The organism is Ignavibacteriota bacterium (genome assembly GCA_016716225.1).
GTDB lineage: Bacteria > Bacteroidota > Ignavibacteria > Ignavibacteriales > Melioribacteraceae.
The window spans coordinates 852,068-865,040 of sequence record JADJWT010000001.1; the positions used below are offsets into that span (position 1 = coordinate 852,068).

Consider the following 12,973-nt stretch of genomic DNA (forward strand, 5'->3'; position numbering starts at 1 on the left):
CTATTATCAATTGCATGATTTTAACATTTTTTAACAAAATTTAAGAATCTTTTAACATTATCAAAATAAATTAAATTTTATTTTCACATCAGAAGTTTTTATAACATAAACAAAAGGAGTGAAAATGAAAACTAAATCGATTATCACAATTTTGATAATATTTATCACAATGACATTTTTATCAGCTCAAGAAAAAAATCTTAAAGAAAAATTAAAAAATATTAAAGAAGCAAAAAAAATTGTTATCTCAACAGAGAATGGTGATGTAGTTTTTGAAGGTAAAGAAGCTGAAAAATTATTGCAAAGAATGAAATTGCAAGAAATGAAAAAACGTATAAAAATAATATCTGAAGATGATGAAATTTTAACTGAAGATTTTGAAGGCTTGGATGATGAAGATATTTTAATTTGGAAATCTGAGGATGGAGAAGAAAAAGTAATTAAACATAAAGGTAAGGGTCACAAAATGATGATGTTTAAAAATGATGATGGGGATTTTGATATAATTGAAAATAGAAAAACAATAAAAGTAAAAGTCGATGATGAAAACGGTGAAAAAACGGTTACTGTTACAACTAAAGAAAACGGTGAAGAAAAAGTTGAAACTTACAAAGGAAAAGATGCTGATGAATACTTGGAAAGCATGGAAGAAGAAAACTTGAAAATTGATATTAATGAAGATTCAGATTCAATGTCAATTTGGGTAGAAAAAGGTGATAAAGTAAAAAATAGAATCGAAAAAAATGTAAATGTAGAAATGGAAAATGGTGTTAAAAAAGTAACGGTAAAAACATTTGAAAATGGTGAAGAAAAAGTTGAAACTTATATTGGTGAAGATGCAGAAAAATATTTGGAAAAAATGGAAAGCGAGAATAAAGGTAAAAAAATAATAAAGAAGAAAATAATAAAGTAATTAACTCTCCGCAAAACTGCTGAAATAATAAGTTTCGGCAGTTTTGTATATTTTCATCTTCATAAATGATCCAATTCACTCAATTTTAAGTAAAATATAACGATTATTTTAATAAGAGTTTTAAAGGGGGGGGAAATGGATAAACTCAAAATTAAGAATTGGAATATTCTTACAAAAATTTTAACACTTTCTTCAATCGCAATAATTCCTTTTACATTTTTTCTTTTCCTAGAAATTTTACCAAATTTTAAACAGACAATGCTTGAAGACAAAAGAGAAAATATTAAACAAGCCGTTGAAGTTGCATATGGTATTATTTCAAATCTAGAAAAAGATTACAAAGAAAATAAAATAACATTTCAAGATGCTCAGAAAGAAGCAATCCATCAAATAAAAGATATAAGATTTGGTGAAGATAATTATTTCTGGATAAATGATGATTATCCAAATATGATTATGCATCCTTTCAAGCCGGAATTAAATGGAAAATCTTTAAGAGATTTAAAAGATCCAAATGGAATTTATCTATTTAATGAAATGGCGAAAATTTGTAAACGAGAAGGTGATGGATACGTAGATTATTATTGGCCAAAACCGGGTTTTGAAAAACCAGTTCCGAAAATTTCTTATGTAAAATATTTTAAAGATTGGAATTGGATAATTGGTGCCGGACTTTATGTTGATGATGTGGATGAAAAAATTGCAAATATTACAGAAAGAATTTTTTTAATATTTGGAATTCTTACTATTGTTTCTTCAATTCTTGTAATATTTAGTAGTATTAAAATTTCAAGACCTATTAAGGATTTAGCCATTGCTGCTGAACAACTTGCAAACGGACAAACAAATATTGAAGTAAAAATATCTTCCAATGATGAAGTTGGAAAACTTGCAAGTAATTTCAATATAATGAGTAAAAATATCAAGGCTTCAATAGATCAGATTAACCAAAAATCTAAAGAAGCGGAAGAAGCAGCAAATTCCGCTAGATTATCTCAAAAAGAATCTGAAGAGAAATCTGAGTATTTATCAAAAAGTGCCGCAATTATGTTAAGTGCAATGGATAATGTTTCTAAAGGTGATTTAACAACTTCATTGGAAATCCAAAATAATAACGATGATATTGGAAAACTTTTCGGTGGTTTTAATTCAGTAATTAAAAATATAAGCTCGATATTAGTTAAAGTAAAAGAATCGGCAAATTATAACACATCTTCTACAAATGATATTTCTGCATCGATGGAACAAATGTCGGCTGGTGCTCAAGAACAAAGCAGCCAAGCTGAAGAAATAGCAACTGCGGTTGAACAAATGACAAAGACAATTTTGGAAACTTCCCATAATTCAACAAATGCTTTTGAATCGTCAACGAAATCTAGTAATCATGTACAAACGGGATTAGAAAAAGTAAAACAATCCAAACTTAAAATGCAAAAAATTGTTGATACAAATGAAATAACCTCCGCAACAATAACATCATTAGCAAATAGAACAAGTCAAATTGGAAATATTGCAAAAGTTATAAATGAAATTGCCGAACAAACTAATTTATTGGCTCTTAATGCCGCAATTGAAGCTGCACGGGCTGGCGAACAAGGTCGCGGTTTTGCTGTTGTAGCTGATGAAGTTAAAAAATTGGCAGAGCGTACAGCATCGGCAACAAAAGAAATTGCAACAACAATTAAAGAAGTTCAAAATGATGCACAATTAGCAAATTCGGAAATGGTGAATTCTAAAAATGTTGTAAATGATGGTATGCGAAATATTCTTGAACTTGAAAAACTTTTAGCAGAAATAACAACAAATGTTGAAAATGTAAAAGAACAAATAAATCAAGTAGCAACTGCAAATGAAGAACTCTCCACAACAGCCGAACAAATAGGAAGAAACATTAATGGAATTTCCACAGTTTCAAATGAAAACTCACAAGCAATTCATCAAATTTCTCAATCAATTACAGAATTACTAAAAAATTCCGAAGTCCTTTTAAATTTGGTTTCCACATTTAAGGTTAGCGATTCCGAATATATGCGAAAAGAATTTATTAGAAATAAAAAAATTAACTCCTTTGTAAAAATCTAATTTCCAGATTTAACTAAAAAAATAAAATCGGTTATTTATTAGCCGATTTTTATTTAACACAAAATATAAAAATGTGTTATGTTATTTTTATATTTGAACCATAAACTTTACTAATAATCAATAATGATTGAAATAAAAAATCTACATAAATCTTTTAGTGATAAAAAAGTTTTAAATGGAATTAATTTAACAATTGATGAAGGTGAAACCAGTGTAATTATTGGCAAAAGCGGAAGCGGAAAAAGTGTTTTGCTAAAACACATTGTAGGATTAATTTTCCCGGATGAAGGATTTGTAAAAGTCGGTGGTAAAATTGTTGATCCCAATAATGAAAAGGAACTATATAGCATAAGAAGAAAATTCGGGTATTTATTTCAAGGTGCTGCACTTTTTGATTCGATGACAGTTGGCGAAAATATTGCTTTACCAATAATTGAAAACGAATATAAAATATCTAAAAAAGAATTAGACGTTAAAATTGATAAAATGCTGGAATTGGTAAATCTGCCAAATACAACAAATTTAAAACCATCGGAACTTTCTGGCGGAATGAAAAAAAGAGTTGGACTTGCACGAGCTTTGATTACTGAACCGGAATATATTTTATATGATGAACCAACAACCGGACTTGATCCAATAATGTCGGATTCGATTGATGAACTTATTAAAAATTTAGCCGACCAATTAAACGTAACGTCAATTGTTGTTACTCATGATATGTTCAGTGTAAAAAATGTTGCAGATGAAATTGCAATGGTTCATGAAGGTAAAATTTATTTTACAGGAACACCGGATCAGTTATTAAATTCCGATGATAAAATTATTAAGGATTTTATTCACCGAACAGAATTTTAAATAAATGTCAAAACAAACGATAAAATATATTTGCACAAATTGCGGATATGAATCACTACGCTGGCTTGGAAAATGTCCCAATTGCGAAGAATGGAATTCATTCTCTGAAGAATTTGTTGAAACAAAATCAAAAAAATCAAAACAAAAAGTTAGTGAAGAAAATATTTTTAAATTGAGTGAAATAAATTCTCAAGAAGATATTCGTATAAAAACAAACTTAGATGAATTTGATAGAGTTCTTGGCGGCGGATTAATTATTGGTTCAGTGGTTTTAATCGGTGGAGATCCGGGAATTGGAAAATCAACACTTGTTATGCAAGCGGCTTCATCAATTAGTGCAAAAGTACTTTATGTAACTGGAGAAGAATCTGTAAAGCAAATTAATCTTCGCGCTAAAAGATTAAAAGTGAATGAAGAGAATATTTTTATTCTATCGGAAACAAATCTTGATGTAATTACTTCTGCAATTGATAAACTAAAACCTGAAGTTGTAATAATTGATTCAATTCAAACAACATTCAAACCTGAATATGATAATGCACCCGGAACTGTTACTCAAATTAGAGAATGCACTAATTATTTAATGCAGCTTGCGAAAACTTTAAATTTTTCAGTTCTATTAATTGGACATGTAACTAAAGAAGGATTTATTGCTGGACCAAAAGTTTTAGAACATATTGTTGATACGGTTTTGCAATTTGAAGGAGAGAAAAATTATTCATATAGAATTTTACGTGCACAGAAAAACAGATTTGGAAATACAAATGAAATCGGAATTTTTGAAATGCACGAAGATGGTTTAACAGAAGTAAAAAATCCAAGTCAAATTTTTCTTAGCGAAAGAAATGAAAATATAACCGGTGCTTGTGTTACAGCAAGTATAGAAGGATCACGCCCGGTTTTATTAGAAGTTCAAGCGTTAGTAACACCAACAAATTTTGGAAATCCGCAACGAGTTACAACGGGATTTGATTACCGCCGACTTTCTATTTTATTAGCTGTTTTAGAAAAACGAGCTGGATTAAAACTCTCTACTCAAAATGTATTTTTAAATATTGCCGGCGGATTAAAGATTGATGAACCAGCAATTGATTTAGCGGTCTGTGCTGCAGTTGTTTCCAGTCTTAAAAATCAAGCAGTAAAAAGTAATTTGGTTGTTCTAGGCGAAGTTGGTTTAGGCGGAGAAATAAGAAGCATTAGTCATATTGAAAAAAGAATTCAAGAGGCAGAAAAATTGGGATTTGAAAATGTAATTGTGCCTAATAATAATATCAAATCAATAAAAAGTAAGACAAATATAAATTTAATCCCTATTAAAAATATTTCTGATGCAATAGAAAAAATTTTATTCTAATTTATAAATTCATACAATAATTTGATTTGAATATGAAGTTAAATAAATCTAAGCACTGCTTGAATTGCCACAAAGATATTGATTTTGCAAACTATTGTCCTAACTGCGGACAATTGAACACTGATAAAAAATTAACATTCAAACAGTTAACTAATGATTTCTTAGGTGATTATTTTACATTCGATTCGAAATTTTTCAGAAGCTTAATTCCACTGATTATAAAACCAGGACATTTAACTAGAGAGTATCTAAATGGAAAAAGAGTCAGTTATATTTTACCTTTACGATTATATATATTCACAACCTTTGTATTCTTTTTTCTTGTTTCTTTTAATACAAAAATGGATTATAATAAATTTAGTAATAATCCAAAAGATTCAACTATTGTTAATGAATCAATTGTGGATTCAACAGATTTACTTACTAAAAGGATTGATAAGGGACTAAATACTGAGATTTCTTATTCAATTGACTCAACAAAAAATAAAAAAGAAGTTGTTGTTGAAGGTCCGGGCTTCAAATTTTCAATTGGTAAAGACAAAGAAAATAATAATGCACTTGTTAGATATTTCAATAATAAATCAAAATACTTAGCAAGTTTTGGTAAAGAAAGTTCGGCTATATTTTGGAAGGAATTTGTAAATCAAATTCCGAAAGTAATGTTTATTTTGCTCCCTCTTTTTGCATTATTCCTAAAACTATTATATGTTAGAAAGAAAATACTTTATATTGAGCATCTGGTTTTCTCACTTCACATTCATACATTTATATTTATTGTACTAATAATTTCGGTTTTCATTCCTAACACGTATATAATTTTTGGTCTCTTCCTTCTAATTCTAATCTATCTATTTTTTTCATTAATTAATTTTTATCAGCAATCAATTCTTAAATCATCACTTAAATTTTTACTTTTGATCATATTATATTTATTCTCATTGTTGCCAACATTTCTAATATTAACTTTTTTGGCAATGGCAAGTATTTAAGAATGCCGGATAAAACCGGCATTAAATTTATTAGTTTTGGAATTGTAAATAATGCAAGAAAAAATTATAGAATATACTTGCTCAAATCTCTATTCTTAACAATCTTATCAAGTTTTTCATTTACCATTTCTCCGGAAATAGAAACTTTTCCTTCCGGCATTTTATCGGGAACATCAAATAAAATATCTTCAAGTAAAGTTGTTAAAATTGTATGAAGTCTGCGTGCACCAATATTTTCAACTTCTTCATTTACTATTGTAGCGGTTTTAGCAATTTCTTTAATTGCGGAATCTTCAAAAACAATTTCCACATTTTCAGTTTCTAAAAGTGCAGCGTATTGTTTTAGCAATGCGTTTTGCGGAATTGTAAGTATTTTAATAAAATCTGCTTCGGTTAAACTTTTTAGTTCGACACGAATTGGAAATCTTCCTTGTAATTCCGGAATTAAATCAGATGGTTTTGATACATGAAACGCACCGGAAGCTAAAAATAAAATGTGATCTGTTTTTACCGGACCGTATTTTGTGTTAACCGTTGAACCTTCAACAATTGGAAGAAGATCTCTCTGAACACCTTCTCTGGAAACATCCGGACCACTATGCGAACCTTTATTTCCGGCAATTTTATCAATTTCATCAAGAAAAATTATTCCGGTTTCTTCAACTCTTCTAACAGCTTCTTTTTGCACATTATCCATATCAATTAATTTTTGAGCTTCTTCTTGAGCAATTACTTTTCTTGCTTCTTTAATTGTAGTTTTTCTTTTCTTTTTCTTTTTAGGAAGCATGCTGCCAATTATTTCTTGAATATTCATTCCCATATCATCCATACCAAATGGACCGACAACTTGCATTCCCACAGCAGCGGTCGTTGTATCAAACTCAATAAGTTTATCATCAAGTTCTCCTTTCTTTAATTTCTCACGCATCCATTCTCTTGTTTTTTCATTACGAATTATTTCTTCATTTTCACCATTTTCAATTTCATTGTTTGTTTTAACAGTTGTTTTTACTGGAGGAATTAGTAAATCCAAAATTTTTTCTTCTGTTAAATTATTTGCCTTTTCTTGAACCAATTCGGTTTGTTCAGCTTTAACCATATTTACAGCAAGCTCAGTTAAATCTCTGATCATTGATTCAACATCTCTTCCAACGTAACCAACTTCAGTAAATTTTGAAGCTTCAACTTTGTAAAACGGAGCACCGGTAAGTTTTGCCAATCTTCTTGCAATTTCTGTTTTTCCCACTCCGGTTGGACCAATAAGAATAATATTATTCGGCATAATTTCCTCTTTAAGTCCTTCGCCTACTTGCTGTCTTCTCCATCTGTTTCTTAATGCAATTGCAACAGCGCGTTTTGCATCATCTTGTCCAATTATATATTTGTTAAGTTCATTTACTATTTGTGACGGTGTCAAATTTTTCAATTTTTCTTTTTTCACTATTTATTTCCCTATAGTTTCAACATTAATTTTATCGTTGGTGTAAATGCAAATTTCCGAGGCAACTTTTAATGCTTCTTTCACAATTTCATCTGCAGAAAGACTACTATACTTAACCAGCATTTTAGCAGCTGATAAAGCGTACATTCCACCCGAACCTATTGCAATTATTTTATCATCCGGTTCAATTACATCTCCGGTTCCGGAAACTACAAAAGTTTTATCTGCAGAAACCACCGCAAGTAAAGCCTCGAGTTTTCTTAAATATTTATCGGTTCTCCAATCTTTCGCCAATTCAACAACTGCGCGTTCAACATTTCCTCTGTACTGATCTAATTTCTCTTCAAATTTTCCAAGAAGTGTAAATGCATCTGCAGCTGAGCCAGCAAATCCTACTAAAACTTTTCCATCTAATAATTTTCTTATTTTCATGGAATTGTGTTTCATAACTGTATTGCCGAGTGTTACTTGTCCGTCTCCACCAAGTGCCGCAACTCCATTATGAATTACGCCTAGAACTGTTGTTGATCTAATTTTTCTTTCCAATTTTTTCTCCAATTTTTACCATGTAGTCGCTGATTTTAGCCAGTGTTTATTTTCAATATTTCCGCAGACCAAAGTCTACGGCTACAAAATAAATATAAAAGTGATTTACTTTATAATGGTTCTTTCTGTTTTTGTTCCAATTTTTCTTTCCAATTATAGAAAGGTGAAACATACGGAAATGCTAATATTGATCCGCCAAAACCCATATATCTTACAACCATCATTTGAACATTATTTAATTTCAAAGAATTCAGCAGTTTTTCATTTACGGAAATTCCATATTTTTCTGCTAGCTCAACTGTTTTATTTTCTAAATTTTCCAAAGCTTTTTTGTATAAAATATTTTCTCTATTATTTTTTGAAATATCAGCATTTGAGTTTTCAATCTTAATTTCATTTTTATCAGTCAATTTAAAAAGAGAGTATTTTCCTTCGATTTGAAGCGGACCGTAAACATCGCCAATTTCCATTGTGGAAACAATTTTTCCAATTTCACCAAATTCTGATTGAGAAAAATATTCAAACTCTCCACCTTTATTTTTAACAGAATCTCTTTGCGTGTGAATTTCTGTAAACTTTTTTAATTCATTTGTATCATCAGCAATTGTTAAAGCTTGTTGAATAATCTCTAAACTATCAGTAAGTATTTCAATAATTTTAAATTTTGTTTCCACAAAAACAGAATCATTTTGCAATGTAAAATTTTCTTGTTTAAAATTATTCTTTGTTTCCAGTACTAAATCTTTTCTATATAAAGTTGCCAGATAATTATTCTTCCAAATTTCTGTATCAGATTTTACTTCATTTAAATTTTCTAATCCTAATTCATATCCATAGCGCGTTAACAATTCCATTTCAATATTGCGTTTTACTCTTTGGTTCAAATGTTCAGCTATGTAATTTATTTCAGAGGAAAATGTATAAAATCCTTCAAACATAAATTCATCCAAAAAATCATTTAGAGTAAGCGGATTTTTTTCAAACTTTATGAAAATTTTGTTAAGTGAATCTGGGTTGAGCGAATTTCTAAATTTTATAAAATCATCATCGCTTATTTGAATTTTTTCATTTTCAGCAATTTTGTTTTTTATTTTTACGGATTCTACCAAAGGTTGCAGCGAATCAACCAAATACCAGAAAAGGTTTCCGTCAGTTGTAACTTTTTTATCTTTTAAATAATTATAAAGAAATGAATCATAAAGAGAATCTTCATTTCTATTTTTTACTGTTTTTTCAACAAGTGTAACTTTATCTTCAAAAGATTTATAATTTGCAGTGGATTTATTTATCAGTCTAAAAATGTACCAACCTTCCGGTGATTGCTGCGGAGCAGTAAATTGATTTAGTTCAAGCGAGAATATAGCAGTTTCCGGTTCAATTGCCATTTTGCCGTAAGTAACTTCGTAAGGTTCATTAACAAATTCCACATTCTTCAAAAGTGCGGCAGTCGAATCATAATTTTTAGAATCTTTTAATTCATTGTAAGCAATATCAATTGCATCTTTACTTTGTGTATAAATGTAATCAACAAAATATTTTTTATTTGCAAGAGAAATTCCTTGTTCAAATTTTTCTTTATTCAGCAAAACTTTATTTTTAATTTCTTTTTTATACAATGCATCTCTAACATGCATTTTTTCCATTGGGATGTAATTCATCTTCATTGAAGCAGTTGAATCGTAACCAATTTTTTCCGCTTCAATTGCTAAAAGTTTTTCTGCAATTAATGTGTATAACAATTCTTCTTTAGCTTTCTGAATTCCTTTTTCTGAATTTTTTCTTTTTATCTGCGGAGTAAATTCAAAACGGTATTTAAATTCTTCTGCTGTTATAATTTTATCACCAACTTTTGCTAATATTTCTTCTTGTTTTTGCGAATAAATATTTAAAGTAAATGAAATGAAAATGATTATTAGCAGATTTTTTTTCATAAAGGAATTTTAGAATTAATTTTTAAATGGATTTGGAAATATTTTAGGAACTTTTGATTTATAATTTAGATACGAATCTCCATAACGTTTTTCTAAGTTTTTTTCTTCATATTCAGATCCGATATAAAAATAAATTACCATACTTATGAAAAATATTAAGTAAAATAAATCCATTGTTGATCGAAAACCTAAAACAATTATTGTAAAAAAATAAATTGGATGACGCGAAAACTTAAACGGACCTTCTATAATAAGTTCATGATTTTCATCTAAATTTTCTGTTGTGTAATTATTTTGGAAATATCTTTTAATTTGATTTATGCCAATAAATTCTTTCAAATTAAGAAAAGATGAAGTCCAAAATAATCCAATAATTCCAATAAATTGAATTGTAAAAATAATGAGATCGTACGGAAATTGTAAGTCGTAAATTTTTACGTTGGGTTTTGGTGAAATGTAATAAATTGCAACAAAAAATATTACTGAAGTTATATTGTAAAAAAATCTATAGAAAGCAATTTTGTTTCCAACTTTTTCGGTAATTTTTTTCTTAACATCAAATGCTGCTAATATGGAGTGTGAAATTGCAAAAAGAGAGAAAAGAAAAATTATAATCAGAACATCAAAAATGTAATTCATAAAAAAATTTTCAAAACCTTTGCCTTGTCATTGCAAACGCCAATTCTTATTTGATGTGAATCAATCCTAAGATAAAAATGATTGCTTCGGAAAAAAACTCCCCGCAATGATAACTTTTTTTCAATTATTCTAATTTTTTATCTCAATTCTTTTCTTAATCGTGCAACCGGAATTTGTAATTGCTCGCGATATTTTGCAACCGTTCTTCTTGCAATATGAATTCCTTTATCAACAAGAATTTTTGCAATTTTTTCATCACTATGAGGTTTGCCTTTTGGCTCAGAATCACAAATTTCTTTTATTAAAATTCTAATATGTTTGTTAGAAACTTCATCGCCGTCATCTGTAGAAAGTCCCTCGCTGAAGAAATATTTTAGTTCATGAATTCCAACCGGACTTTGAACATATTTTCCGTTTACAACTCTTGAAATTGTAGAAATATCCATCATAATTTCATCGGCAATATCTTTGTAAATCATCGGTCGCAAAAATTTTGGTCCGCCTTCAAAAAATGCATATTGTTTTTCGAAAATTGAGCGCATAATTTTCATTAAAGTTTCTCTTCTCTGCTGAATTGAAGCGATAAACCATTTTGCAGATTCAAACTTTTCACGTAAAAATTGATGTGTTTCTTTTTCACGCGGAGTTACTTTTCTTTTTCTTTTTTTTCCGTCAATCATTTCTAAATATGTAGAGCTGATTGTTACCGAAGGCATACTTTTATCATTTAAAGTAATTACATAATCATCATCAACTTTTTCTATAATAAAATCTGGAGTAATTTGATTTGCTTCCTCTGATTCAAGTGCGCTTGCACCGGGCTTAGGATTTAATTTGTGAATTAAATCTAAAGTAGATTTTAACGTTTCTCTTGTTAAATTCATTTTTGTTTGAATTGCATCAAATCTTTTGTTAACAAAATCTGTATAATTTTCGCTCAGAATTTTTTCTGCTAAATATGAATAATACGGATCGTAAGAAGAATTTCTAATTTGAATTAACAAACATTCTTGCAAATCTCTTGCGGCAATTCCAATCGGATCAAAAAGTTGAATCATTTTCAAAACTTTTTCTGCATCTTCCAAACATACTTCAACGTGTTCAAAAAGTTTTAAATCTTCAACAATTTTATTTAAATCTTCTCTAAAATATCCATCTTTGGAAAGGCTTCCTATTATTACTTCGCCTAAAATAATTTGCTCTTCCGGCAAATTTAAAATATGTAATTGATCTAACAATTTTTCGGTTTGCGAAACTTTTGCGGGAGCAATCGGTCGGTTATCTTCATCATCCGGACTTTTATTAATTCTATCATTATCCAAATCACCGTCATTCATATAATCTTCAACATCAAATTCATCATCTTTGTTTAACTCAATTTCATCTTCTTGATTTTCATCATCGCTGGAATTTTCTTCTTGCTCTTGTGTTAACTCAATTTCATCTTCCAAAGTTTCTTCCAAAATTGGATTTAATTCCAACTCGGTTTTAATTCTTTGTTCCAACGCTAACGTATTTAACTGCAATAATTTTTGATATTGAATTTGCTGAGGTGATAATTTTTGCTGTAGTGAAAGTTTTTGCTGCAATGATAACATAATTATTTTCCGTTAAGAATCTTTAGTTTATTGAAAAATTCAGAATTATATGCCCTTTTAATTGGTTTTTCGCAAAATTCCAAAATTGATAATTTAGTTTTTTTTCCTTTTTCTAATGCTGGATCACATACATCGTATTTTTCATATTTTAAAACGTCTCCGCCAAAATCTGCAACTCTAATTGGAAATAAATGACAAGAAATTGGTTTAATAAATTTTACTTTTCCATCATAATAAGCTTTTTCAATTGAACATTTTGCAACATCACCTTCGTAAAAAACAAAAACGCAATCTTTTTTCCCAACACTTCGTGTCATAAATTCATTGTGTTTTTCTTCCCAAAATCCATTTTTTTCAATTTCTTTAATATTTTTTGAGGGTAAATATGTTTTAACAATATCCAAAATTTCATCAATTTCGGCAATTTCCTCTTTCTTTAAAGGAGCACCGTATTCACTTTTCATAGTACAGCATGCGCCTTTGCAAACTTCTAAATTGCAAGTAAACTGAGTTTTTAGAATTTCTCTGCTTACTAAAACATTATCAATATTTTCGAAATCAATCATATTAAAATTTGGAATAATTTTTGCTAAGATAATGAAAAAAGCTTTACTTGTAAAGTTTT

At 29.0% G+C, this 12,973-nt stretch carries 11 protein-coding genes; 5 read left to right on the forward strand and 6 right to left on the reverse strand.

The annotated features are described in order from the left end of the window. The first annotated feature begins 124 nt into the window (after window positions 1–124). From IPM32_03620 to IPM32_03640, 5 genes are all read left to right on the forward strand, one after another. Window positions 125–913, forward strand: coding sequence for a hypothetical protein (locus tag IPM32_03620; GenBank protein ID MBK8944340.1), 789 nt, complete (start codon window positions 125–127; stop codon window positions 911–913). Window positions 914–1,048: 135 nt separating this feature from the next. Then, the gene (locus IPM32_03625) at window positions 1,049–2,995 is read left to right on the forward strand and encodes a cache domain-containing protein (protein MBK8944341.1); all 1,947 of its coding nucleotides are present in this window, start codon (window positions 1,049–1,051) and stop codon (window positions 2,993–2,995) included. A gap of 123 nt (window positions 2,996–3,118) precedes the next feature. Beyond that, entirely contained in the window at window positions 3,119–3,850 is a 732-nt protein-coding gene (locus tag IPM32_03630; GenBank protein ID MBK8944342.1) for an ABC transporter ATP-binding protein, read from the forward strand. 4 nt (window positions 3,851–3,854) lie between these two features. Beyond that, window positions 3,855–5,204, forward strand: coding sequence for a DNA repair protein RadA (gene radA / locus IPM32_03635; GenBank protein MBK8944343.1), 1,350 nt, complete (start codon window positions 3,855–3,857; stop codon window positions 5,202–5,204). 113 nt (window positions 5,205–5,317) lie between these two features. Beyond that, window positions 5,318–6,193 carry a DUF3667 domain-containing protein gene (locus IPM32_03640; GenBank protein ID MBK8944344.1) on the forward strand — a complete coding sequence of 292 codons (876 nt, stop codon included), beginning with the start codon at window positions 5,318–5,320 and terminating at the stop codon, window positions 6,191–6,193. A 64-nt stretch (window positions 6,194–6,257) separates the two neighbouring features. Here IPM32_03640 and hslU read toward each other — a convergent pair whose 3' ends face one another. The 6 genes from hslU to IPM32_03670 form a co-directional block, all read right to left on the reverse strand. Further along, on the reverse strand, window positions 6,258–7,619 hold the full coding sequence (gene hslU / locus IPM32_03645) for an ATP-dependent protease ATPase subunit HslU (protein MBK8944345.1): 1,362 nt from the start codon (window positions 7,617–7,619) through the stop codon (window positions 6,258–6,260). A gap of 18 nt (window positions 7,620–7,637) precedes the next feature. Next, window positions 7,638–8,192 carry an ATP-dependent protease subunit HslV gene (gene hslV, locus IPM32_03650; GenBank protein ID MBK8944346.1) on the reverse strand — a complete coding sequence of 185 codons (555 nt, stop codon included), beginning with the start codon at window positions 8,190–8,192 and terminating at the stop codon, window positions 7,638–7,640. A gap of 98 nt (window positions 8,193–8,290) precedes the next feature. Then, window positions 8,291–10,111 carry a peptidyl-prolyl cis-trans isomerase gene (locus IPM32_03655; protein MBK8944347.1) on the reverse strand — a complete coding sequence of 607 codons (1,821 nt, stop codon included), beginning with the start codon at window positions 10,109–10,111 and terminating at the stop codon, window positions 8,291–8,293. A gap of 15 nt (window positions 10,112–10,126) precedes the next feature. Then, window positions 10,127–10,750 carry an isoprenylcysteine carboxylmethyltransferase family protein gene (locus IPM32_03660; protein MBK8944348.1) on the reverse strand — a complete coding sequence of 208 codons (624 nt, stop codon included), beginning with the start codon at window positions 10,748–10,750 and terminating at the stop codon, window positions 10,127–10,129. 137 nt (window positions 10,751–10,887) lie between these two features. After that, window positions 10,888–12,348, reverse strand: a complete 1,461-nt coding sequence (gene rpoN, locus IPM32_03665) for an RNA polymerase factor sigma-54 (GenBank protein ID MBK8944349.1) — start codon at window positions 12,346–12,348, stop codon at window positions 10,888–10,890. 2 nt (window positions 12,349–12,350) lie between these two features. Beyond that, a complete protein-coding gene (locus IPM32_03670) occupies window positions 12,351–12,914 on the reverse strand; it encodes a DUF3109 family protein (protein MBK8944350.1) in 564 nt (187 codons plus the stop codon). Window positions 12,915–12,973 lie beyond the last annotated feature (59 nt).